16 protein-coding genes and 3 pseudogenes are annotated in these 23927 nt (G+C 63.2%); 8 read left to right on the forward strand and 11 right to left on the reverse strand.

Features of this window, described 5'->3' with window-relative positions; genetic code table 11:
* The first annotated feature begins 170 nt into the window (after positions 1 to 170).
* The 3 genes and pseudogenes from malA to HBOR_RS07240 all read left to right on the forward strand — a co-directional run bounded on the left by malA (position 171) and on the right by HBOR_RS07240 (position 4904).
* Positions 171 to 2154, forward strand: a pseudogene (gene malA, locus HBOR_RS07230) (alpha-amylase MalA).
* Positions 2155 to 2185: 31 nt separating this feature from the next.
* Positions 2186 to 4603 (forward strand): glucosylglycerol hydrolase, encoded by a 2418-nt coding sequence (gghA, locus tag HBOR_RS07235; protein WP_006054304.1) that lies wholly within the window; start codon positions 2186 to 2188, stop codon positions 4601 to 4603.
* Between the two features lie 52 nt (positions 4604 to 4655).
* Positions 4656 to 4904, forward strand: a complete 249-nt coding sequence (locus HBOR_RS07240) for a hypothetical protein (protein ID WP_006054305.1) — start codon at positions 4656 to 4658, stop codon at positions 4902 to 4904.
* Here the strand turns inward: HBOR_RS07240 and HBOR_RS19945 are convergent.
* The 8 genes and pseudogenes from HBOR_RS19945 to HBOR_RS07270 all read right to left on the reverse strand — a co-directional run bounded on the left by HBOR_RS19945 (position 4898) and on the right by HBOR_RS07270 (position 12451).
* Positions 4898 to 5116: a hypothetical protein gene (locus tag HBOR_RS19945; RefSeq protein WP_013440562.1), complete on the reverse strand. Its 219-nt coding sequence runs from the start codon at positions 5114 to 5116 to the stop codon at positions 4898 to 4900. The genes HBOR_RS07240 and HBOR_RS19945 overlap by 7 nt on opposite strands.
* Positions 5117 to 5125: 9 nt before the next feature.
* Positions 5126 to 5473: pseudogene (locus HBOR_RS20645) on the reverse strand (DUF7846 domain-containing protein); the annotation flags it as partial.
* A 67-nt stretch (positions 5474 to 5540) separates the two neighbouring features.
* A pseudogene (locus HBOR_RS07250) lies at positions 5541 to 6905 on the reverse strand (glycosyltransferase family 39 protein); the annotation flags it as partial.
* A gap of 180 nt (positions 6906 to 7085) precedes the next feature.
* Positions 7086 to 7250, reverse strand: coding sequence for a hypothetical protein (locus HBOR_RS19950; RefSeq protein ID WP_006054307.1), 165 nt, complete (start codon positions 7248 to 7250; stop codon positions 7086 to 7088).
* A complete protein-coding gene (locus tag HBOR_RS07255; RefSeq protein WP_081457871.1) occupies positions 7247 to 8434 on the reverse strand; it encodes an ABC transporter ATP-binding protein in 1188 nt (395 codons plus the stop codon). Before HBOR_RS07255 ends, HBOR_RS19950 begins: the two co-directional genes overlap by 4 nt.
* On the reverse strand, positions 8424 to 10031 hold the full coding sequence (locus HBOR_RS07260) for an ABC transporter permease (RefSeq protein ID WP_006054309.1): 1608 nt from the start codon (positions 10029 to 10031) through the stop codon (positions 8424 to 8426). The genes HBOR_RS07255 and HBOR_RS07260 overlap by 11 nt, the downstream gene beginning before the upstream one ends.
* Before the next feature lie 9 nt (positions 10032 to 10040).
* Entirely contained in the window at positions 10041 to 11225 is a 1185-nt protein-coding gene (locus tag HBOR_RS07265; RefSeq protein ID WP_006054310.1) for an extracellular solute-binding protein, read from the reverse strand.
* 56 nt (positions 11226 to 11281) lie between these two features.
* Positions 11282 to 12451 carry a hypothetical protein gene (locus HBOR_RS07270; RefSeq protein ID WP_006054311.1) on the reverse strand — a complete coding sequence of 390 codons (1170 nt, stop codon included), beginning with the start codon at positions 12449 to 12451 and terminating at the stop codon, positions 11282 to 11284.
* Between the two features lie 102 nt (positions 12452 to 12553).
* Here HBOR_RS07270 and HBOR_RS07275 point away from each other — a divergent pair, with 102 nt between their 5' ends.
* A complete protein-coding gene (locus HBOR_RS07275; RefSeq protein WP_006054312.1) occupies positions 12554 to 13006 on the forward strand; it encodes an HPP family protein in 453 nt (150 codons plus the stop codon).
* Here the strand turns inward: HBOR_RS07275 and HBOR_RS07280 are convergent.
* Entirely contained in the window at positions 12996 to 15398 is a 2403-nt protein-coding gene (locus HBOR_RS07280) for a DEAD/DEAH box helicase (RefSeq protein WP_006054313.1), read from the reverse strand. The genes HBOR_RS07275 and HBOR_RS07280 overlap by 11 nt on opposite strands.
* Before the next feature lie 123 nt (positions 15399 to 15521).
* On the opposite strand from HBOR_RS07280, the gene HBOR_RS07285 reads away from it, so the two are divergent.
* The 4 genes from HBOR_RS07285 to HBOR_RS07300 all read left to right on the forward strand — a co-directional run bounded on the left by HBOR_RS07285 (position 15522) and on the right by HBOR_RS07300 (position 18618).
* Positions 15522 to 15947: a DCC1-like thiol-disulfide oxidoreductase family protein gene (locus tag HBOR_RS07285; RefSeq protein ID WP_006054314.1), complete on the forward strand. Its 426-nt coding sequence runs from the start codon at positions 15522 to 15524 to the stop codon at positions 15945 to 15947.
* The gene (locus tag HBOR_RS07290) at positions 15947 to 16450 is read left to right on the forward strand and encodes a GIY-YIG nuclease family protein (RefSeq protein ID WP_006054315.1); all 504 of its coding nucleotides are present in this window, start codon (positions 15947 to 15949) and stop codon (positions 16448 to 16450) included. The genes HBOR_RS07285 and HBOR_RS07290 overlap by 1 nt, the downstream gene beginning before the upstream one ends.
* Before the next feature lie 203 nt (positions 16451 to 16653).
* Positions 16654 to 17445 (forward strand): helix-turn-helix transcriptional regulator, encoded by a 792-nt coding sequence (locus HBOR_RS07295; RefSeq protein WP_006054316.1) that lies wholly within the window; start codon positions 16654 to 16656, stop codon positions 17443 to 17445.
* Between the two features lie 48 nt (positions 17446 to 17493).
* A complete protein-coding gene (locus HBOR_RS07300) occupies positions 17494 to 18618 on the forward strand; it encodes a pyridoxal phosphate-dependent aminotransferase (RefSeq protein ID WP_006054317.1) in 1125 nt (374 codons plus the stop codon).
* A gap of 49 nt (positions 18619 to 18667) precedes the next feature.
* Here the strand turns inward: HBOR_RS07300 and HBOR_RS07305 are convergent, their stop codons facing one another.
* Entirely contained in the window at positions 18668 to 21790 is a 3123-nt protein-coding gene (locus tag HBOR_RS07305; RefSeq protein ID WP_006054318.1) for an FAD-binding and (Fe-S)-binding domain-containing protein, read from the reverse strand.
* Between the two features lie 103 nt (positions 21791 to 21893).
* Positions 21894 to 23666, reverse strand: a complete 1773-nt coding sequence (locus HBOR_RS07310; RefSeq protein WP_006054319.1) for an L-lactate permease — start codon at positions 23664 to 23666, stop codon at positions 21894 to 21896.
* Between the last annotated feature and the right edge of the window lie 261 nt (positions 23667 to 23927).

A 23927-nucleotide genomic window follows, 5' to 3' on the forward strand; every position in this document is an offset into this window, starting at 1 on the left:
CCACATTTCGATGGTCTCCGTGATGGTCTGTCGTGCAGTCAGACACGGAACCGACTAGAGACACGCCAATAGTTGAGAAAACTGGACAGACAGAAACGAGGGCGAGGGCAAAGGCAAAGTCCCGAGAGGTGTTTTCCCCTAGCATGCACCATCCCGGCCCACCGAAATTCATGGCTGTCGGTGAGACAGTTCAATTGGCCCCGCGCGATCCGGATCCAGACGTATCGTACAGTTGGTATCTGAAAAGCTCCCCAGTTGGAAGCCAACTCGAACTGCCTCGAGACGAGAGTGTTATTTCCTTCTCTCCGGACGCCTCTGGGACGTACGTTCTTGAACTCGATGCACCCGACGATACGCACCGACTCACGGTTCGCGTTTTCTCCGGCGAACTCGCACCCGTCGGTGCAGGAGCAGGCTCCAGCGGTATGAGTGGCATGAGCGGATTCCAGAGCGGCTCAGCACGCCCTCCCGAACAGAGCGGCGGCGTCTCGGGTTCGGGTTCCGGTGCGGGTTCTGGCGGCGGAGCGGGCGGTGGTCGCCCGCGCGTCCAACTCAACGGAACTATCGAGGACGATACGCTCGTGGTTCGCGCGAACCCGCAACCGCATCCTGACAGCGACACCGACCGTGATGACATCGTCGTCGAGTTCATCGTAGACGACCGCGACAACGTGCCCCGCTCGGCTGTCGAAGTAGACGGCTGGGAACTCCGGATCCCCCTTTCGGAAGTCGGCGACCGCGTTCGCGTCCATGGTGTCGCTCTCGCAGACGCCTACAGCGTTCCCGACACGGTCGATTTCCAGCGCGAACCGATAGCTGATGACGGTGACACAGATGTCTGAGGGCCGGGAGCCGGAGCGCATTAGTGATACCACTGGTGAGGAGACCGTCCGCGTCGGCCGTCCGAACGACCCGCCGGAGTGGTCGAAAGACGTGACGCTCTATGAGATATACGTCCGCGGCTTCACCGACGACGAGGAACACGAGTCGGTGTTTGCGGCGTTCGAAGAGCGCCTCGACTATCTCGAAAAGCTCGGCGTCGATTGCCTGTGGCTCACGCCGGTTCTCGAAAACGACCACGCCCCGCACGGCTACAACATCACCGACTTCTACAGCATCGCCGAGGATTTGGGCACGCGTGAGGAGTACGAGGCGTTTGTCGAGGCCGCACACGACCACGGGATGAAGGTGCTTTTCGACCTCGTGTTGAATCACTCCGCGCGAGCGCATCCGTTCTTTCAGGACGCGTATCAAAACCCGGATTCGGAGTACTACGACTGGTACGAGTGGCAAGAAGACGGCGAACCGGGCACGTATTTCGGCTGGGAGTACATCGCCAACTTCAACTACGAAAACCTAGACGTTCGTCGCCATCTCCTCGATGCCGTCGATATGTGGGCCGAACTCGTGGACGGGTTTCGATGCGATATGGCGTGGGCCGTCCCGAACACGTTCTGGCAGGAACTCCACGACCGGGTGAAAGACAAAGACCCCGAGTTCCTTCTGCTTGATGAGACCATCCCGTACATCGCGGATTTCCACAACGGGATGTTCGACATGCACTTCGACACGACGCTGTACTTCACGATGCGGCAGGTGGGCGACGGCAACATGCCTGCGGATGCCATCCTCGACGCCGTAGACCAACGCGCCGAAGTTGGCTTCCCACCGCACGCGTCGTTCATGCTCTACATCGAGAACCACGACGAGACGCGATACATCGTCGAGTGCGGCGACGACGCCGCGATGGCCGCCGCGGGCGCGCTGTTCACGCTGCCGGGCGTCCCGATGCTGTACGGTGGACAGGAACTCGGACAACGGGGTCGCCGTGATGCCATCGCGTGGGACCACGCCCGCGAGGAGATACGCGACCACTACCAACGTCTCATCGACCTCCGGAACGAGACGCCCGCACTCGGCTTCGACGGCGACTACCGACGCATCGACTACGAGGCCGACACGGACCGCGCTGTCGCGTTCCGCCGCGAACTCGACGGCGACGCCTACGTCTGCATCCTCAACTTCGGCGAGGAGTCAGCGACGGTAACACTGGACGATCACAGCGTCGATTCAACGAACCTCGTCACCGGCGACGACACGGCCACCGCTGACGGGCTGGAAGTAGACCACGTCGCGGTCCTCCCCGTCAACTGAACCCAACCAACTGACTCCTCCTCGCTTTCACATGACGACCGATTCACAACCCCGACTACTGGACGACCCGACCGCCGAACTCCTCGCGTGGCATCGAGACGTTGTCTCGGATCACGACGACGACTTCGAGGCGGCGACGGTCCTTACCGACCGCCTCGGCGCGCATCTCGATGCTGAGGGCCGCGTCGAAGTCGGGTTCTGGACGCCCGACATCGTTGAGGCAGGCGTCTCCGCTGCCGACGTGTTCCTCGAAGTGTTCACGCCGACCGGGACAATCGACCCCGCCGAGACGGACGCCCGCACGGTGACGTTCCGCCGCGAACGCGTGCCACTCCGCCGTGAAGGCGAGTTCCACTGGGGAGTTGTCGCCGGGATGCGTGCTGGGACACGCGACAGACTCGGGTCACTCTACCATCTCACCTACCGCGAGGATGGCGAGTGGCGCGTCGTGACCGATCCGCTCGCGTACTCCGTTCCGTTCGGCGCGTTCGCGCCCGCTGAGTTGTACGATATCGACCGCTTGGACGAGACACGCGCAGACCGTGCATATTTCGAGTCGCTCGGAACCGCCGACGAACGCGTCTCTACATCCGAACACGACGGACTGCCGCGAATCGACCCCGCGGTGAGCATGCTGGAGATTCATCCCGGAACTGCGACCGAAACCGGGTCACTCGCGGGTCTCGCGGACGTGTACGCCGAAATCGGGCGGAAGAAGCGTGCGGGTGACCCGCTCGAACCGTGGGAACGAAACTTCGACGGCTACGACGCGATTCAGGTGATGCCCGTCGAACCGCTCACCGAGAACGAGGAGACACACGAGTTCTGGTCGGTCGTCTCGGAATCAGACGGCGCACTCACCGTCGAACTCGCACGACCGGATGCGATAAACTGGGGCTACGACATCGTCGTCAGTGCGTTCTCCGCGCCGAACCCGGCTATTCTCGAAACCGGTCGGCCGGACGAACTCGTGGATTTCATCGCCGCGTGCCACGACCTGCCGCGGCCAATCAAGGTCGTCTTCGACGTTGCGCTCGGCCACGCCGACAATCGGGGTGCGGAACTGCTCGCAGACCGGTATATCCTCGGTCCGGGGATGTACGGCAAACATCTCGACTACACCGAACCGACCGCTCGCGCCGTCTTCTTGGAGATGCAGAAGCGCAAGATGGACTTCGGTGCCGACGGTATCCGCGTGGACGGCGCGCAGGACTTCACCTCCTACGACGAGGAGACGAGCGAGATGTACCACGACGACGACTTCCTCGCGGAGATGGACGCCGTGACGCAGAACGTCGCCGGTACCGAGTATCGCCCGTGGATGATCTACGAGGACGGCCGTCCGTGGCCCCGCGAGGACTGGGAACTCGCTTCTTCTTATCGCGCTCTCATCGAGCAACACCCTCACTCGTTCCAGTGGTCGCCGATCACGTTCGCACACAACACGCCCGCGCTCCTCACCTTCTGGGCGACGAAATGGTGGCGCGTCCGCGAAGTGGGCGAGTTCGGCGGCAACTGGATAACCGGCGTCGCCAACCACGACACGGTGCGCCGCGGGACGCAGATCGACCCCACAGTCGAGTTCAACCAGTCGCCGGTCAATCCGTATCTGGGCGACGACTATCCCGAGACACTGGACGCGGCATACGACAATCCCGCCGCGGCGATGCTGTTTCACTGTTTCCTGCCGGGCGTTCCGATGGACTTCGTCCACGCTAATATGCGCGCGCCGTGGGGGTTCGTCCGCGATACGGATCCCGAGTGGAACGTCAAAGTCGTCGCCGACGAGTCGAACTTCCTCTACTGGCAGGTGCGCGAGACGGACTTTTCCGCCACCGAACACTTCCGCCGCGTGAAGGACCTCGGTTTCGATTCGGTGGACGAACTCCACTCGTTCATGGACGCTCTCTCGGCCGCCGTGGAGGCGACAGACTACGAGGTGGACGTGATGGCCGACATGCTGTCCGCGATGGATCACCCGCTCGGCACCGACCTGGTGCCGTCTGACCTCGAAACCTACGCCGACGCGTGGATGCGCGACGTGTTCGACTTTGCTACCCTCTCGAACTGGCACGACGCGCAGGACGAGGACCGTACGGCCGCCCGACTGGCGACGCGTGAGTTCCGCCACGACCGCCCGTGGCTTCGAGACGACTTGCGCGAGGGCGATTACTTCACCTACCGTCATCCGACGGATGGAACAGTGCTGTACTACGGTTTCCGCACCGCGCCCAATGGCGAGGAACAACTCCTCTTTGCGGCCAACATGGAGGGGGTTCCAGTCGAGGTGTCTCCCGACATCCTCGCCGCCGACGCCGCCGAAGACGCGAACGCACCCGAGATTCCGACTGCGGGGTGGGAACCGGTGTTGACGGCACCACATCTCGCCACCGAAACCGGTGTCAAACTGAATACCGCCGACGCGATAGTGTGGCGACGGGTGCCATGAATCCTATCGCAACCCGCAAACCCTGAATACCCGCAGTTCAAACTACCACACTGTGACCGAGACGTACGTCTGCCCGCACTGCGGCACGACCCAAGAGCGAGCTTACCGGGTCAAACTCATCATCGTCACATGCCCAGAGTGCGGCGAGAACGGCCGACACGTCCACGAGTCGTACGTAGACCTCTTGGATGAGGTACCCGAAGAGGAGAAACCCGACGAGTGGGATCGGATGCCTCTCGACGAGCGACTTCTCGATGCGGTAAAACGCGGCCTCGTCGATATCGACGTGGGACTCTACTGACGATCCGAGGCTGTCGCCGCCATCTCCACGGACACGCCAGATACGTACTCTCCGTCGGGGCCGACCCATGTTCCTTCGGTACCGCACTCGGTTGTTAGCCGGCAGACACGCGTCTCCGGTGGCCATATCACCTGTATCTCTTCCTCAGCGGCGCTGACTGTCGCCTCCTGTCGGTACGTCACGCTCGCTCCGCCCTGTCCGACGAACGTCACGACGAGGTCAACCTCCGACGCGCCGTCCGGAAGTGGAACCGTCGCTCCCGCAGGTCCGGACGCGAAGTCGAGGTTTCGAATACGGGCTCCCTCGGCGGTGATGGCCCATTCGACCGGAATCGTCTCGTTCGTCCGCATCGACGCCGGAACACGGTATCGCGCGTACCCTGCTGTCGTTTCGATGCGGACGCTGACGCTTTCGGCGTTCACGGGGATCCCAACTGTCGTCGTCGCGTTCACTGCTGACCCGGAGAGGACGCGAAGTCGCCGAATATCGGAGTTCACCGGCCGCACTGCACCGGTCCACTCCCCGCGGTAGGTGAATCGGTAGGGCGTCCGATTCGTCGCCGCCACCACGTCGAAGTCCCCGCTCTGGCGACCCGTCGGTGGCGTAGACGACCGCTCCGTCGAATCCGGGTTCTGACCGGAGGTACTGAAACGGGTGGGCCTGCCAGTCGCCGTAGGGATCGGGCGTGAATACGAGCGCGTCGTCGAACGCTGTCCCGTCAGATGCGTTCGACGCCCGTTCAACGAACGGTTCGTACGTCGCTGTCAGACTCTCCGTGCGCTGGCGATTCTCGGAGAACGGGCCGTCGATGACGCGCTGTTCGGCGCTGACGACGACGGGCGCGGCGAGGAGTAGGAGGACGGCAACGGCGACGCGGGCACGCCGTCGCGTGGTTCGTTCGGCCAGCCAACGTCGGACGAATCGGACGAGAGCGACTGCACCGGCGGCGGCGAAGACGCTCACCGGGAGGAGAACGTCAAAGTGGTAAAACGGCCCCAGAAGGTCGATAAGCTCGTTTCGTAGGCCGTTGAGCGTCCCCCAGAAGTACGCCTCGCCGAGGAAGACAGCGGGGAAGACACCCGCGACGACGGCGGCGACTTCGCCACCTGTCATGCCGGAGAGTGAGGGTCGGTAGACTCGAATCGACTCCCCCCACCGCCACGCCGCCGTTCCGATACCGAGGACAGCGAGAAGCGAGCCAAGAACTCCCGCGGGCGTCCACTCGGTGAGGAAGAATTCGAAGACGAAGACGGTCGTTTCGGCGGCCAACGCGGGCGTGTAGTTCCGGTCGTAGCCGAGTATCTCGTGCGGGCCGAAGCCAATTCCGTCGTTCGGCGCAAACGCCGCATACGGGAACAACAGCGGGTCACCGGTCACGACAGCGTTGTAGCCGAGGGCGATGACGACGCCAAGCGCGCCGGGAACAGCGATTGCGACGGCGCGCTTGAAGACGCGCCGGAACGCCGGGTCGAACGTGTCGTCTCCGGTTCGCAGACCAGTGACGAGGACGGCCAGCGTGTGGAGAATGAAGGGAATTGCGAACAGGACGGCTGTGTAGGGCCGCGCGAAGAACGCGAGGCCAACTGCGGCTCCCGACGCGACGGCCCAGCGGAGACTGTCGGTTCTGGCGGCACGGACGTACGCGACGGCAAACGCGAGATTCAGCATCGTCGCCGGGGCGTACGAGAGAAACGTCGCGGAGGTGAGCAAAAACAGGGGGGAGGCGGCGAGCGCAACGACGGCGACGAGGCCGACGCGGCGGTCGAACGCCGCCGATCCGAGGTAGTAGACGCCCGCGGCGTTCCCGGCCGCGACGAGTCCGAGCGCGATATTCCAGTCTCCGAGGAGATGCCCGACGGTGAATATCGCCGGGACGACTGGCGAGTACTTGCCGTACATCGCTATTTCGCCGCCAACTTCGCGGATGACGAAGAACCACGGCCGGACGGCGTCAGTCGGAATCGCGCCGGGTCTGAGAAACAGTTTCCCCTCTAACAGCATCGCTGCCTGATACAGGTAGACACCCTCGTCGTCGTTGACCGAGTGGTACGGAAACAGATCGAGTGCCAGCCAGAAGACGAGCAGGCCGACGGCGGCGACGAGAACTGCGGCGACGGCGCGTTCGGGGTGCCGTCGGAGAGACTCGCGCAATCGAAGGTGCGAGAACCGAGACACGGTGCGTTAGTTGCCGTACTTCGAGCCGTCTTCCGGCCGCTGCTCTCGCGGGCATGTTCGTTGCTTCACCGCGCTCGCAACGAACTCCCGCTCGTCCGCTCGCGGGAACGCCGTCACTTCGCTTCGCTCGTGACGAGTTCCCGCTCGTTTGCGGCTTGCGTCCTCGCTCATTGCTCGGCCTCCGGCCGCTGCTCTCGCGGGAACCATGCCAACTCGTGCCCAGCATCGATTTCCACCGCGACGGGTCCGTCGTCGGGAACGTCCTCGTCGTGATTGTGCATGCACTGGACGCGTTCACCCGTCTCTAACTCCACCTCGTAGAGGAATGTCGGGCCGAGGTAGCGACGGGCGACGACGCGTCCGCTGGGTTCTTCACCGGGTTCACAGGCGCGTGCGGACACGTCGTCGGGACGGACGAGCACGTCAATACGAGTATTGTCGTATTCGGCGGCAAGACCGTGAATCTGTTCGCGCGGGAGATTTCCGAGGTCCGTCTCCACGCGGTCGCCCGAGACGTATCCGGGGATGAAGCTCGCGTAGCCGAGGAATCCGGCGACGAAGCGCGACTTTGGGTGTTGGAAGACGCTCTCCGGCTCGCCGACCTGTTCGAGGTTGCCGTCGTTCATCACGGCCACGCGGTCGGAGATGGACAGCGCCTCCTCTTGGTCGTGCGTGACGGAGATGGCTGTCACGCCCGCTTCCTTCAGGATACGGCGGACTTCCTCGCGCATCTGCACGCGCAGGTCAACGTCGAGATTCGAGAACGGTTCGTCGAGGAGGAGGATGTCAGGCTCGGGGGCAAGCGAACGCGCGAGGGCGACGCGCTGTTGCTGGCCACCGGAGAGTTCGTCGGGATAGCTGTCGCCCTGCCGGGGCAGGTCCACGAGTTCCAGCAGTTCGTCAACGCGCTGTTCGGTTTCCGCGTCGGAGCGGTCTGCCAGTCCGAACGCGATGTTCTCGCGGGCGGTAAGGTGCGGGAACAGCGCGAACTCTTGGAAGACAACGCCGACGCCGCGTTCTTCCGGCGGGACGAACTCGGTCCCGGAGACGACCCGGCCGTTCAGTCGGACGGCACCGCCGTCGGGCCGTTCCAGTCCGGCGAGGAGTCTGAGTGTGGTCGTCTTCCCGCATCCGGAGGGACCGAGGAGCGTGAGAATTTCACCCTCGCGGACGGAAAGCGACAGGTCGTGGATAACCGTCTCCGTGCCGTACGACTTCTTGAGCCCATCGAGTTCGAGGACGGCTTCTGATTCTGACCTCGTCTCCGAATCGGACGCTGACGCCGATTGGTCGTTCATCTGTTGATTCGGCTCTCCCTGAAACCGGGTTGTGGTTGTGGATGTGCTATTTGACATCGTATCCTTCCTGCGTGATGATAACGAGCATCGACAGCCCTGAGACGAAGAGAAGGACAAGCGCCGGAATCGCCGCCTGTCCGAAGTACCCCGACTCGTACGCTGTCCAAATGTGCGTCACGAGCGTCTTAAACCCCGACGGCCGGAGCAACAGCGTCGCCGGGAGTTCCTTCATCGTCGTGAGAAACACCAGCGCCGCGCCGCCGAACAGGCCGGGGGCGACCAACGGGAGCGTGACGTGCCGGAACGCACCAATCGAGGTTCGCCCGAGCGTCCGCGCTGCTTCGGGAAGCGAGGGATCAACTCGCAGGAACGAAGCACGGAGCGACCCGACCGCTTGGGGCAAAAACCGGATGACGTAGGCGAACACGAGCAGATAGAGCGACGGGTAAACCGGAGCGCCGACCGAACTCCCGAAGTAGACTAACGCGAGGCCGAGGACGACGCCGGGGACGGCGTAGCCGACGTACGTCGCGCGCTCGAACAGCGGCGACAGCCGGTTGCTGTGCCGCGCCGAGAGATACGCCACGGGAAGGCCTGCAACGATGGCGGCGAGGGCCGCGCCAGTCGAGACGGAGATGGAGTTAAAGACGTACTGCCACTCGAATGCGAGCGACTGGTTGACCGCCGCGTTCGACGTCCCGAGCCACGTCACCAAAATACCGAGCGGGACGACGAGCGCGAGTCCAGCGACGGCCGCACAGAACATCATCGCGGGAAGCTTCCAAACACCGAGCGGAACCACATCCCGTGACCGGCCACCGCCGGACGTGCGCTCCTCGCCGCGAACACGCGACTCCAACCAGAGGATGATGAACGTCACGCCAACCAGTTGCAGTGAGAGTAACGTCGCGGTGTCGCGGCCGAACGTGCCGAACTCGACGTAGATGACGCGTGTGAACACGTCGTACCGCATGATAGATGGAGTCCCAAAGTCAGAGAGGACGTAGAGGCCCGCGAGCAACGACCCGGCCGCAACGGCGGGTCGAATCTGCGGCACGGTGACGCGTTTGAACGCCTCCCAGCGACCGTGTTCGAGCGTCCGAGCGGCGTCGATGAGCGTCGTATCCATCGACTTCAGCGACGCACGCGCCGTGATGTAGACGTACGGGTACGTGTAGAGCGTCAACACCAACACGGTGCCTTGCAACCCGTATATCTCGGGGAGTTGTTCGACGCCAAGCGGTGCGAGGACGCGCTGGAGATCTCCTCGTGGACCGAACGCCGAGACGAACGCGAACGCCCCGATGTAACTCGGGATGACGAGCGGTAACGAGACGGCGACCGTCCAAAAGCGTCGGAACGGCAGATCCGTTCGGACGGTCAGGTAGGCAAGCGGGACGCCCAACAGGATGCACGCCGCCGTCGTCAGCGCGACGAGGATGGTACTGTTGACGAAGACATCGAGCGTTGTCGGGCGTGTGAGCAGCGACAGCGCCTCCGAAAGCCCCACTTCGAGGCTGGATTTCACCAGCCAAAGCAGGGGGAGGACGACGGCCGCCGCGACTGCGCCACTGGCGATAGTCAGACCGAGTGGTGCGTCGGTTCCCTCGTCGGGGCCTCGGTCGTCGGTCGCGGTTCGCTGCTCTGTTGCCATGGGTGGTCGTTAGAGGACGCCGGTCTCCCTGAGGAGTCGAATGGTTCCTTCGAGGTCCGACAACTGTGCCAGGTCTAACTCTTGGGGTGGGTTCAACTCGTCGATCGTCGGCAGGCGACCGATTGGCTCGATTTCGGGTACGAGCGGGTACTCGAACGTCGTTCGCGCGAAGTAGTCCTGTGCTTCCGCCGAGAGGAGGTGGCGGACGAAGTTCGACGCCAGCGAGGTGTCTTTGGCGGTGTCGAGGACACACGCACCGGCGACGTTGAACACGGCCCCGGCGTCACCTTTCGTGAACGTGGTTCGGAGCGGCGTGCTCAGACCGCGGCGGGCGAGGACGCGCTGGATGTAGTAGTGGTTCGTGAATCCGGCCGAAATCTCGCCGTCTGCGACAGCGCGGGCGACTTGGAACTCGTCGCCGTACTGGCTCACACCGAGGTCTTGGATCCCTTTCAGCCACTTGCGTGTCGCGTCCTCGCCTTCGAGGATGCGCATCGCCGTGATGAACGCTTGGAACGAGGAGTACGTGGGTGCCCAGCCGAGTTCGCCTTCGAAGTTCGACTGGTCGGGGAACGACATGATGTCGTCCGGGATGTCCGATTCTTTGAACGTGTTCGTGTTGTACGGTACCGACCGCGCGCGGCCGGAGGAACCGACCCACATCCCATCGGAGTCGCGGAAGCTCTTCGGGACGAACTCCAACACTTCCTGCGGCAGCGACTGCGTCCGCTCGCGCTGTTTCAGCGCGCCGAGCGCGCCGGCGTTGACCGAGTAAAACACGTCCGCAGGACTGTTCTGTCCCTCGGTCGCAATCTGATTGACGAGTTCGGCCGCCGAGTTGTAGAGCGGGCGGACGGTGAAGTCGGGGTAGAGGTCCTCGATATAGGAGATGAGTTCACCGACCAGTGCCTCTCCGCGACCCGAGTACAGCGTGAGTTCGCCCTCCAAATCGGGCATCTCGGCCATCGAGACGCCGCCGGAGATATCCCGGTCGCCGAACGGTGACCGACCCGACCCGATTTGGCCGGGGCTTTGCTCGGTGGTTGTCTCGTTCCCTCCGTTCCCCGTCTCTGTTGCTGTGCCGTCGTTCGAGAGTCCGTTACAGCCCGCGACGCCGATGATGCCCGCGGCCGCGGCGGCTTGAAGGAATCGTCGCCGACTCCGGCCGCGATGCTCGCCGTCCTGCTGATCCATATCATTTTAGGCAACCCTAAATTGCTTATACTTTCCGATTCAAGAGGACCGTTCGGCTAATCGTCAGCGGTGACAGGACCGGACCCCACCCCAACGCGTGCCTCGATATCGTCCAAACATGCCAACCAGTCGCGCCAGAACTCTCCGCAGTGGTTCAAGAACGCCCCGTTGTTCCACTTCGCGAAGTCGCCGTCGGCGAGTGCGTCGGCCATCGCTTCGGCCGCCTCGGTCCACGTCGTCGCATCCGAACCAGCATCGTCTACGACTTCCCAGACGTGTTCGTTCAGTTCGAGACCGGGCACTTCGTTGTTCAGGTCGTCAAACGTTGGCCGCGGGGCCTTATTGTGTTCGCAGAGCGGGTAGCCGGTGAGGACTTCGCCGTCCAGAAGATCCGCCGCACGCTTGAGGAAGACGCCCGACCAGATGTCGTCGAACCGTCCGACGCTCCACTCGTTGTCGTCCATCGGGAGTTGGTAGAACGCCGGGATCACTTCGCGCTCGAAGGCGAGATTCATCGAACAGACGGTGAGATACTGACCGGGGTCGGCCACGAAGTCGCCGGTGAAGTCCGACTTCTCGGTTCGCGTCTGCGCCTGTCCTTCCAAATCGCCGTCCATCAGGATGCGCACGGCGTCGAGGTCGGGGACGTTCGTCCACAGACCCTGCGAGGCGACGACGTTCTCGACATCCCGCTCGGTCGTTTCGACGGATTCGTCCATCGCTGAGTAGGGGTACCCCCGCGGGTAGAGACCGTGTTCGTCGGCGTTCTGGTAGAGGACGTTCACCCAGCGCTCGTCTGACCGCACCGACTCCAGTTCGCCCTCGTAGTCCAGATTCTCCATGTGACGGCCGAAGAAGTCCCACTCGTCGTGTGGGAGCGTGTCGTCGTCGATGAACACACCGCGCTCGAAGCGGGGATTTGCCCACATGTACAGAAGCCCGAAACTCGTCTGCGCGTGGGACGCCTCCGGAATCAAGTGGGTGTACGCGCCGAGGTCGTGGTTTTCGAACCATTCCTCTCGCGCTGTCCCGTCGTACACCGCCCCCTCGACGCCTTCTTCTTCCAACATCGACGCCATCTCGTCAGTGTCGCAGAAGTCCTCGGTCACGAGGAGAACGAACAGTCTGTCGAGGCCGAAGCCGTGGTCGCGGGCGTTCTCGAAGTACGCCCGCATGCAGTCGTACTCCCGAATCGTCGGAACAACGACGCAGATGTCCTGTTTCATTACTCCTTAGTGTTTAGGCGAGCCTAAAGGATCTGTCGTTCCGATTCTGATTTTCCGTCCCGATTCGCCGCGTTCATACCGTATCACCGGTGAGCATCGGGTGTGACTCGTTCCGTTGCCGTCGGAATCCGTGCAACGCTCCTTTTGACTCTCTCGGCAGCGACAGCGTGGCTTACTGGTGTTCCGGCGCTCTTTCCGAGTCTCGGCCCCTCCGCCTTCGTTCTCGCGGTCAGAGAGTCCGGGCCGACGCCGCGGACGGTCCTCGGCGGCCACGCCGTCGGTGTCGCCTGCGGGCTTTTCACGTATCTCGCTGTCTCGACGTTCCTCTCGGTGCCGACGACGCCGCTTGATTTCCATCCGCCGTGGCTGGTGCTGAGCGGTGTCGTCGCGGTTGGTTTGACGAGTACGGGGATGCTCGCCTTCGACGCCGTTCACCCGCCCGCGTGCGCGACGACGCTTATCGTCGCGCTCGGTCTCATGTCCACGCCCGCCGAAGTCGCTCTCGTCCTCCCGTCGGTGGCGTCGCTGCTCGTCGTTGACCGGCTCACGGCGTGAGTTTCCGCGACGACTCACCTTCGCCGCTCAGCGCCGCCAACAGATGAACGGCTTCTGCTTTCGAGAGGGGGTCGTTCGCGTTCCCACACTGTGGGGACTGCACGCAGGCCGGACACCCGTCCTCGCAGTCACAGTCTCGAATTAACTCGTGCGTCCGCCGTAACAGCGTCTCTACCTCGTCGTACCCGTTTTCGGTCAGGCCGACGCCACCGGGATGGCCGTCGTAGACGAAGATGGTCGATTGGTCGGTGTGAGTGTGGTGCGGCGTCGAGAGGCCGCCGATGTCGCCGCGGTCACACAGAAACGAGAGCGGAAACAGCGAAATCATCCCGTGTTCGGCCGCGTGAATCCCGCCGGCGAATCCGTAGTCGCCGCCGGAGAGCTCGTACTGTCCCGCCCCGTCCTCGCGTGTCTCGTCTCCCATGGCGCGCATCTGCGCCTCCACGTCGCGCGGCACGGTGACGTACAGCGCCTTGGTCCGAAGCGTCGTCTCCGGCAGATTCAACGATTCGCGGCCGATGGCTTCACCGCGTTTCGGGTCCCGGCGTTCGAAGCCCGTAATCTGCTTGCGCATCGTTACGTCAGCGAACCGGACCTCGGTGTCTGGACGGGCCGACAGCGGTTTCGACCGCAGGTCTTCCTCGACGGTGATCGTTTTATCGTGCAGGACGCGCGTGTAGTAGTCCGCCCACGTTGGCTGGAGAATCGCCGTATCCCGATCCAGATCCAACTCTGTCACCTCGTAAGACTGACCTTGGTGGTGGTATATCGCGCCGGGATGGGCGTCCCGGAGGGCGTCGCCGAACGACAGCGACGCGATGACTTCGTTCGACCGTCCGTCCAACAGATCCACCTCCCTGCTTTCGATACTCCGCAGGCTCATTTCGTGTTGCGGACTGCCGCTACCCGAGTGCGTCCACCGGATACCGTCGTCGGTTTCGCGGCGGTCGAGTCGTCCCGCTGTCTCCAGCGCCGACACCACGTCGGGCGTCGTCTCCCCGAAGTGCCTGTCGTCGTCAGGTTTCAGCCAGTTCTCCGCAGCAGCACTCGCCACGTGGTCCGGGAGCAGTTCTTCGTTCGTGGGGTTGCAGATGGCACGCTCTGGCTCTCCGTCCCAGAACTCCTCGGGGTGGTGTAACAGATACTGGTCGAGTTGGTCTTCGCCGCCGACCAGGATGACGAGTGCGTCGTCGTCGCCGCGCCCGGCGCGCCCGGCCTGCTGGAACGCCGACATCCGCGTCCCGGGATAGCCGTCGATGAGAACGGCGTCGAGTCCGCCCACGTCCACGCCGAGTTCGAGTGCGTTCGTGGACCAGACGCCGGTGACGCTTCCGTCGTGGAGTCCGGACTCTATCTTCCGGCGCTTTTCGTGCTTCAGTGCCGCTTGGTAGGCAGAAACTCCTGCCGCCGCCTCACTCTCGCCGCGTTCCCGTAGGTCCTCGGCACTCTCGGTGGCGTAGCGCTCTGCGGCCTGTCGCGCTCGCGTGAACGCGAGCGTTTGGTGCCCCCGTGAGAGGAGGTCTACGAACAGATTCTTCGTCTCGACGTGGCTCGACCGACGGCGACCGCTCTCCTCGCCTCGCCCGCTCTCGCGGTACTCGGGTGGGTTCCACAGGACCCAGTGCGTCGCTCCAGTTCCGCTCGTATCCTCGTCTACGAGTCGGAACGACGCCTGCTCCATCCCGGTGACGCGTGCGGCGTGTTCGACGGGATTTCCGATAGTGGCCGAACAGCAGACGTACTGCGGGTCGCTGTCGAACCGTTCGCAAATCCGATTGAGGCGCCGAAGCGTGAGGGCGACGTGACTGCCGAAGACCCCGCGGTAGCCGTGTATCTCGTCTATCACAACCGTCTCCAGCGAGGAGAAGAACCACTCCCACAGTCGGTGGGCGTGCGGGAGGAGCGCGTAGTGGAGCATATCCGGGTTTGAGAGAAGAACCGTTGGCCGTCGGTCGCGTACGTCGCGCTTTTCGGTCTTCGACAGGCGGCCCGTGTACTGCTCGACGGAGACGCGACTGCCGAACCCGAGGGTGAACGCGAGGTCTGACAGCGTCTCGTCTTGGTCTGCGATAAGGGCATTCTGCGGGCCGAGATAGAGCGTCCGACCGCCGTGATCCATCGCGCGCTCGAACGCCGGGACGGTGTAGGCGAGGCTCTTCCCGCTGGCCGTCTGTGTGGCAAGGACGACGTTCTCGCCGTCGCGTACGGCGTCGATAGCCTCGGCTTGGTGTCGATAGAGGCGGTCGATGCCGCGGTCCGAGAGTGCGGATTGGAGACGTGATTCGAGCGCCACGTCCGCGAACTCGGGGTCTCGTGACGGGACCCGTCTGTGGTCGCGCATCTGCCCCTCGTAGTACGGCCGGTCCCGAAGCCACTCGATGAGGTCGTCCACAGTGACTCTCAGGGCGAATGCGACCTGATGGTTTCGGAAGTTTCGGGCGAACCCCCACGGCGTCCGAAACAAGCCCTTGTAACCCCCGGCACGGTTTTATTCGCACAGCCCTGACATTCACTCATGCCCGAGTACGATGCCGTTCTCGTGTACGACGGTGAGTGCCCGTACTGTTCTATCGCGGCGCGGGCCTTGCGGGAACTGGACAACGTGGGCGCAATCTCGTGGTACGAAGACACCGCACAGGCGTTTCTCGAACGACAGTTCGGCGAGACGCCGTTCGCCATGCTCCTCGTGGACCGCCGCGAAGAATGCGTCTACGCCGGGCGGTCGGCGGCAGCGGAACTTGCATCGCGCGCGGGAACACCGGGCATCGTGAGTTCGCTCGTCCGGGACAACTATCTCAGCATCGCAAAGGCTGTCGGCGTCGCAAGCGGCCGCGGCCGCGACCCCGCCGACTATCACGATACCTATCCGCTGGATGCGGGTGCGGCCGACTTGTTCGGCAGTCTCGTAGCTGCTGCCGCCAAACGACCGGAGGGGCTGTAATGTCCTACGTCCTTGCTCCGTCGGCAATCGCCGACGAGACAGACGAACTTGGCATCGGCGTGGGTGACGCCCCGCCGGGAACGTACGTGCTACTATTCGAGTTGCCGGTTTCGACCGAGATCTCGGTCGGGTCACTCGGGTCTGTGGAATTTCCGGCGGGCGCGTACGCGTATATCGGAAGCGCGTTCGGATCGAACGGACTCGGACGCGTCGCTCGCCACTGCCGCGTCGCCGCCGGTGAACACGACGTTCGTCACTGGCACGTCGATTACTTCGGTGGTCATTCCGAAACCGAACTCGTCAGTGTCGCCGCCGCGCCGCGCGCGGACGCTGAATGCGCTGTCGCCACTGCGCTCGGACCGGAGTCGTCTCCAGTTTCTGGATTCGGCTCGTCAGACTGTCGTTGCCACGCGCACCTTGCATTCAGAAACGACCGCGAGACGCTTCGCTCTGCGGTTTTAGACTGCTTCGAAGGGAAAGAACTGGGGGAGAACCCCCAGTGACCACGTCGGTCCGGGCAGGCCGACGCGGACTAACTGCCGGTTGTCAGAGGCACCCCGGCAAGACTACGTAGTGTTCATACCGACTTATACTCACCCGTCGGGTAGTTCGTCACGCTCCGGTAATAGGTTAAATCTCTTGCGATCCTTTATATGCCGGCCGATGGTCCGAACGCTTATGACAGCGTACCATCGAGTCGTGAGGTATGCCGGGGCGAGACGCATCCGACGTACTCTGTTTGATCGAACGGCGGGAGGCCGTTCTTCGGCGCGTCGGCCCCGTCGAGCAACGGAAGCGAGACCTATCTGAGTCGCTCTCTGTCTCCCGCTCGACGGTCGATAGAGCAATTCGAGAACTCGTTGAAGCGGGATTCGTCGAACGCGGTGAAGACGGCTACGTACGGACGCTATCCGGCCGTCTTGTACTCGAAGCGTTCGACCGGTTTGCAAACCGTGCCGAAGATATCACTAACGCGGGAAATATAATTGATTTGATTGGATCGGACTCAGAATTCGATATCGCCGTTCTCGACGGTGCGGACGTTGTCGAAGCAACTCAGACGTCGCCGCACCGTCCTCTTGGCCACCTCGCGAGTATTATCGAACGGGCCGACCGAATCCACGCGTTCGCGCCAGCGGTGTTCCCGTCGCAAGTGAACACGTACCATCGCCGTATCGTTGAGGAGGGAGTGACCGCCCGCGTCCTCGTCGCTGAGAAGGTGATGAACCGCCTTGTCTCGACGTACCGGACGAAGACCCAAGAGGCGTTATCGACAGATCGGCTCGAAATCCGGTGGACGACTGACCTTCCCCCGTATAGTCTGGCTCTCGGAGAGACGGACGACGGTCCGGAACTCGGTCTCCTGACGTACGCGGACCACGGGGTAGGCGGCTTCATCGGCAACGATTCGCCCGAGGCGGTCGAATGGGGCCGACGCACGCTTTCGCGTCTGTGGGAAGACGGGGAGCCGATTCCGATCCAGTCGGCCGATGACTGATATTCGGAGACCCAAACGGCTTACTCACCTCGTCCGCAACAGCGAGCCGTGTTTCCACCCCTCCCGTATCTCGAATGGATTTCCGGACGGGTCGAAGCGGCCGAGTACGACCTCGGTTCGAGTGACCTCCGCTCGGCGCCGCACGAGTCGGATATCGTCCCCGAGAGACTGACCGGCCTTCCGGACCCCGATGATGAAACGCTCTGTGCGCAGTTGGCCGACGTGTACGACGTGTCTCCCGAGAACGTTCTCGTCACTGCAGGCGCAACACACGCGAATCTGCTCGCGGAGTCGGCGGCTCTCACTGTCGCTCTTGATGACACAGAAGAAGCCGAAGACAGCAACCCGCAGGTGTTGGTCGAAAAGCCCGGCTACCAACCCCTCGTCTTGACGCCCGGCGCACTCAGTGCCCGAGTTGATCGGTTCCTCCGTCCCGCCCGCGACGAGTACGTTCTCTCCGGTGACCGAATCACCGCCGCCGCGATGGATGACTTCGCGCTCGCTGTCACCTCAAACCGTCACAACCCGACGGGACGACTCACCTCCCGTGAGTCGCTTGCCACCGCCGCAGAGGCCTGTCGAGAGGCTGGCGGCTACCTGCTCGTTGACGAAGTGTACGCACCGTTCGTCGGTGACGCGACGACAGATCACGCATTCGGCGGCGTCACCGGCGCAGGCCTCCCGAACACTATCGTCACCGGGTCGCTGACGAAGTTCTACGGACTCGGAGGACTCCGAATCGGCTGGCTCATCGCCTCCGCTGAAATTGTGGACGCAGCGCGCCACGCGGCGTTTCACGTTCCTGCGGTGGCCGAACCGAGTCGCGCCCTCGCCCGCCGCGCCCTCCACAACCGCGATGAACTGTCGGCGTCGGCCCGTGACCACCTCCAGACGAATCACGAACTTCTGGCTTCGTTCGCCGCCGAACACGACGAACTCTCCGGTGTGGTGTATCCGGGCAGTACGTTCGCTTTCTTCGAACACGAACACGTCTCCGGCGACGAACTAGTTGAGGCAGCGTGGGAGCAGGATATTCTCGTCGTTCCCGGTCGGTTCTTCGACCAGTCAGACGGGTTCCGCGTCGCGCTCGGCCGCGACCCAGAACACGTCGAGGCGGCCCTCGATGCGCTCTCGGGTGTCATCGAGTCGCTGTCAGCCAGTTCGGAAGCCTAACTCGCCGTCGGCAAGTACTGACGCGAAACCGTGCGCACCGCGGTCGAGATCAGGCGACCGCGTCGGCCAGCATTTCGACCGGATGCGGTGGTTCCGTTTCGTCGTCTCTGTCGCCGAGTTGCGACCGACACGACGCCCCCGGCGCGACGACCATCTCGCCGTCGGCGTTCTCCACTTGGTCGTAGAGAATTTCGCCGATAGCCTTCGACATCGAGTAGTGTTCGGCCTCGTAGCCGAACGACCCCGCCATCCCGCAACAGGTCGAGTCCAGTGGGTCCACGCGGTAGCCCGCCCGGCGCAGGACGCCGACGGCGTGGTGATCTTTCTTCGTGGACTTCTGGTGGCAGTGGCCGTGGTAGGTCAGCGACGCCGACGCGTCGTTCGTCTCCACTACGTCGCGTTCGAGGAGGCGGAACGTGTCGAAATACTCCATCACGCCGTAGGTGTTCGCCGCCACGGCTTCGACATCCTCGCCCGATAACAGGTCGAGATAGTCGTGTTGGAACATTACGGCGTCGGAGGGTTCGACGACGACGACATCCCACTCCTCGCGGACGAGTGGTGCGAGCGCCTCGACGTTCTGTCTGGCCTGCTCGCGGGCGCGGTCGATGAACCCCTTCGAGTGCGGCGGTCGCCCGGACCCGGTGACGCCGTCGGGGATACGAACGTGAACGCCCGCAGCTTCGAGGGCGCGGACTGCGGCTTTCCCCGCCTCAGGGTGGTTGTAGTTCGTGTAAGTGTCGGGGAACAGCAGTACCTTTGACTCGGCTTGCGCTTCGGGGATACCTGCCCGCCCCCGAGATTTAAACCAGTCAACGAACGACTCACGGCTGAACTGCGGTAACTCGCGCTCGCGCGAGATGCCGAGCGTCTTCTCCATGAGGAGACGTGCGCCGGGCACGTTCGCGGCGAGGTTCGAGAGCGGTGCAAACGCGCTCCCGAGTTTCGACAGGGTGTCGATGTTCGCGAACATCTTGTCGCGCAGGCTGGACCCGTTTCGCTGGTGGTACTCGTGGGTCACCTCCGCTTTCATCTTCGCCATGTCTACACCGCTCGGGCAATCTTTCATGCATCCCTTACAGCCGATACAGAGGTCCGTCACTTCCTCGACGAACTCGTCTTCAAACTGTTCTTCCGGCGAGAGGTCGCCGCTCATCGCCTGCCGGAGCATGTTCGACCGCCCGCGCGTCGAGAGAATCTCCTCTTCCTCAGCGCGGAACGTCGGACACATGACGCCGCCTGTCGTCTCCTGTGGACCGCGACACCCACCGCACCCGTGGCAGAGTTCGGCCATTCCCTGAAAGCCGTTCTCGTTCTCCCAGTTCAGCGCGGGATCGAACCCGGCGTCGAAGTCGTAGTCGGGGGAGAACCGCAGGTGTTCGGTCATCTCGTGTGCTGAGGTGGCGGCCGCTCCCGCGGGTCGTTCCTCGTCGGCTTGGTAGCCGCAGATGTTTCCCGGATTGAGCAACCAGTCTGGGTCGAACGCCGTCTTCAGGTCGCGGAACGTGGCCCACAACTCGTCGCCGTACAGTTTCCGGTTCCACTGGGTTCGCGCGCGACCGTCGCCGTGTTCGCCCGAGACTGACCCACCGTACTTCACCACGAGGTCGGTCACTTCGTCGGCGATGGTTTCGTAGGTTTCCAGCCCTTCGACCGTCTTCGTGTTGACGAGCGGACGGATGTGCAGGACGCCCGGACCGGCGTGGGCGTAGTAGGACGCGAACGTGTCGTGGTCGTCTAAGATGTCCTGAAAGTCGGAGACGAACGCCGGAAGATTCCCCGCCGGGATGGCGGTGTCCTCGATGTAGGCGATATGCTTGTCGTCGGTCGTCCGCGACAGCAGAATGGGGAGACCGGACTTGCGCATCTTCCAGAACTTCGCGCGCGTCTCGGCGTCGTACGCCTCCATCGCGGTGACGGCCGTGTGGGGCTTCGTCGTCGTCTCCGCCGCGCCCGCCGACGGGTCGGCTTCGCTCTCCCCGTTCGGAACGCGGTCGGCAACGAGATCAGCGACCTGTTGGCGTCCGTGGTCGGCGTCGTCGGCGTAGAACTCTACGAGAAGAACCGAGTCGGTTCCCTCAGGAAGCATGCCGACAACTTCCTCGAACTCCGGTGTCTCGCGGGCCAAATCGAGGAGCACGTCGTCCATGACCTCGACGGCCGCCGGGTCGTGTTCGAGAATCGGAGCCACGTCTTCCATCGCGTCGAGTACGTCGTCGTAGGTCAGGAGTGCGACGGCGGCCGTGTTCGGAACGGGTTCGAGCGAGACGGTGGCTTCGGTGACGATTCCGAGCGTCCCCTCCGATCCTGCGAGCAGTCGCGCGAGATTCACCGTGCCCGGTTCGCTCTCGGGGTCGATTCCCGAGTCGTCCGGCAGGCGGCGTTCACCGCGCATCTCGTCTACCAGCACATCAAGGTTGTAGCCGGAGACGTTCCGCTTCAGGTCGGGATAGCGCTCCGAAATCTCGTCGGCTTCGTCGTCCAGAATCCGCGCGACTTCGGCGTAGATTCGCTCTTCTAACGACCCGTCCGGGTCGCCTTCCTCCCGAAGCGTTTCAACTTCGATTTCACCGAACGTCGTCACCGACCCGTCCGCGAGGACGACTTCGACCGATTCGAGGTAGTAGTCGGTCTTGCCGTACTTCAGCGAGTGCGCGCCGGTGGAGTTGTTACCGATAGCACCGCCGAGGGCGGATTTGTCGCCCCACGCCGGGTCGGGCGCGAACTTGAGGCCGTGCGGTTCCAACTCCGCGTTCAGGTCGCCCAGTCGAACGCCCGCTTGTGCTGTCGCCGTAGCAGCGTCGGTGTCCACATCGATGACCCCGTCCATGTGTTTCATCAGGTCGAGGACGACGGCTTCGTTCACCGTCTGCCCCGCTAGACTCGTCCCGCCACCGCGGGGGAGAACCGGAATCTCTCGCTTCGAACAGTACTCCATCACCGCGACGATGTCCTCGGTCGATTCCGGCATCACCACGCCGATTGGCGTCTGTTCGTACGCCGAGGCGTCCGTCGCGTACAGTTGCCGCGAGTACGTGTCGAATCGAATCTCGCCGTCGACGAGCGATTCCAGATCGGAGACGAGTCCCGGGCGCGCTACGTCGTCGCTCACGTAGTCGTAGTTCCCGTCTGCAGCGGGGTCGGTGGTTCGTTCACGAGCGTTCGATGCCATATGTAGGTAGTCCTCTAGGTGGTTTGGTCTGGTTCAAATAAAGACACCCGTAGCGGGTCGTCCGTTCGGAAGGCGATACGACCGTGCTGTCCGGCGTCAACATTCAGAAGACACCGGGGAACAGCACGTAACTGAACAGGAGCGTCAACAGTCCCGTCGCCGTGCCGTAGTAGAGCAACGGGATGAGTTCGAGGCGGATGACTCGTCCCTCCTCGCCGACAAGGCCGACCACCGCGAGGGCGGCGACGACGTTGTGAACGGCGATGAGGTTGCCGATAGCCCCGCCAACGGCCTGCGCGCCGAGCATCAGAGTTCGCGGGGTGCCGATCTGGTCTGCGACGCCGTACTGGAACGTGCCGAACAGGATGTCCGACACCGTGTTCGACCCCGCGAGGAACGCGCCGAACGCGCCCACGAACGCGGCGAAGAACGGATAGATCCCGCCCGCGACGCCGGCCATTCCCTCAGAGAGGACGATGAGCATGCTGTCGGTGTTCGTCGCAGAACCCGACTGGAGCATGATCTGCACCGTCGCAACGGCGAACAGCAGTGCGATGACGGCCGGCGCGACTTTCTCTATCGTTTCGGACCATGCGGCCTTTATCTCGGCGCTGTCCATGCCGTGCAGCGGAATCGTGACGAGGTGGACGGCGACGAACACTGCACCCGGCAGGTACAGGAGAGCGAAGTCGTTCGTCAGACCCGTCCCGAGGATGGTCTCGTGGACGAACGGAAGCGCAGCGAGGTCGCCCCACGAGATGATGAACAGATCCATCGTGACGAACGATTTCACCGGGTCCACGACGCGAGTGACGACGAGGAGCAAGGCGACGAGCGCGTACGGCGTCCACGCCTTCCACAGCGGCATTCCGGCCGTCGCGGGCATGCTCGATTGGACCGTTCCGCCGTCGGCAGCGACAGCCACGTCGTCCGAAGCGGACTCGCCGGGTTTGATGTCTCCGACCCAGTGGTCGGGCCACGCCGATTCGGGCGCGAAGTCCCACTCCTCGTCGGGGTGGAAAAAGCCCGCTTTCAGCGCGCTGACGGTCACGAACAGGCCGACCATCGATCCGATAAGGCCGGGGAACTCCGGCCCGAGGAAGTACGCGGTCAGGAAGTACGGCACCGAGAACGACGCCCATGCGAACAGTGTAAGCGGCAGGACTTCGAGTGCGGGCTTGATAGAGCGCTCTTCGCCGAAAAAGCGCGTCATCATCGCAACGCCGATGAAGGGCAGCACGATGCCCACGACGACGTGATAACTCGCGGCCCACAAGGCGATGTCAGCGACCCACGTCGAGATGTCCGCGTACGGGCCGTTTCCGACGGCATCGGCCGTGATCGTCTCGACGCTCTCGAAGATGTCTATCATCCCGATGATGAGTGGCGTGCCGACCGCACCGAACGTGATCGCCATCAGGTTGCCCGTCAGGGCGATCACGACGGCCGCAAGCGGCGGGAAGCCGAGTCCAACCAGGAGCGGACCGACGATTGCCGCGGGCGTCCCGAAGCCAGCGGCGGCCTCGATGAACGACCCCATCAGGAAGACGAGCAACACCACCTGTACGCGACGGTCCTCGCTGACCGAGGCGAATCCGGCGTTGATGGCGTCGAATGCACCTGTCTGTTTGAGCGTGTACAGGAGCAGTATCGCCCCGAAGACGATGTAAAGGATGTTCGCCGCAGTGATGAAGCCGTTAATCGTGGCCGCGGCAATCCACGTCCCGTTCATCCCCCACCCGACGACGCCCGCGCCGATGGCGACCAGCCACGCCACCGGCATCGTCCGCGTCGCGGGCCAGTAGAACCCGACCATCAGCACCGCGATTGTCAACAGGGGCAAGAGCGCGACGAGTCCGTCCACCGCACTAACCATGCTGTACTCCCCCACAGTCTATGCCAGCCGATACGATTCCAGTTCCGTGCCTGCTACTGTGCATCGTGGAATATCGAACCCAACTATTGTGATATATATCTATCGTTGATTGCGATTTCTGTCATCGTAGTGTCCGCCACGAACTGCCAGCTTAATTGGCCTCTACACTCGTGTATTCGCCGTTCAAAACGGCGTTAAATATCGAATTTGGCTGAGATAGTCGCTGTCTCACGCATTCGTAATATCGCCGAGTTCGACGCG

The organism is Halogeometricum borinquense DSM 11551 (assembly GCF_000172995.2).
Lineage (GTDB): Archaea > Halobacteriota > Halobacteria > Halobacteriales > Haloferacaceae > Halogeometricum > Halogeometricum borinquense.

What these genes read in the sequence shown, in the direction of transcription:
- HBOR_RS07295 (WP_006054316.1), top strand. Translation starts at nt 16,654, where the DNA reads ATGCCGGGGCGAGACGCATCCGACGTACTCTGTTTGATCGAACGGCGG.
- HBOR_RS07270 (WP_006054311.1), bottom strand. Translation starts at nt 12,451, where the DNA reads ATGAAACAGGACATCTGCGTCGTTGTTCCGACGATTCGGGAGTACGAC.
- gghA (WP_006054304.1), top strand. Translation starts at nt 2,186, where the DNA reads ATGACGACCGATTCACAACCCCGACTACTGGACGACCCGACCGCCGAA.
- HBOR_RS07265 (WP_006054310.1), bottom strand. Translation starts at nt 11,225, where the DNA reads ATGGATCAGCAGGACGGCGAGCATCGCGGCCGGAGTCGGCGACGATTC.
- HBOR_RS07305 (WP_006054318.1), bottom strand. Translation starts at nt 21,790, where the DNA reads ATGGCATCGAACGCTCGTGAACGAACCACCGACCCCGCTGCAGACGGG.
- HBOR_RS19950 (WP_006054307.1), bottom strand. Translation starts at nt 7,250, where the DNA reads ATGAGCGAGGACGCAAGCCGCAAACGAGCGGGAACTCGTCACGAGCGA.
- HBOR_RS07285 (WP_006054314.1), top strand. Translation starts at nt 15,522, where the DNA reads ATGCCCGAGTACGATGCCGTTCTCGTGTACGACGGTGAGTGCCCGTAC.
- HBOR_RS07290 (WP_006054315.1), top strand. Translation starts at nt 15,947, where the DNA reads ATGTCCTACGTCCTTGCTCCGTCGGCAATCGCCGACGAGACAGACGAA.
- HBOR_RS07255 (WP_081457871.1), bottom strand. Translation starts at nt 8,434, where the DNA reads ATGTCAAATAGCACATCCACAACCACAACCCGGTTTCAGGGAGAGCCG.
- HBOR_RS07310 (WP_006054319.1), bottom strand. Translation starts at nt 23,666, where the DNA reads ATGGTTAGTGCGGTGGACGGACTCGTCGCGCTCTTGCCCCTGTTGACA.
- HBOR_RS07260 (WP_006054309.1), bottom strand. Translation starts at nt 10,031, where the DNA reads ATGGCAACAGAGCAGCGAACCGCGACCGACGACCGAGGCCCCGACGAG.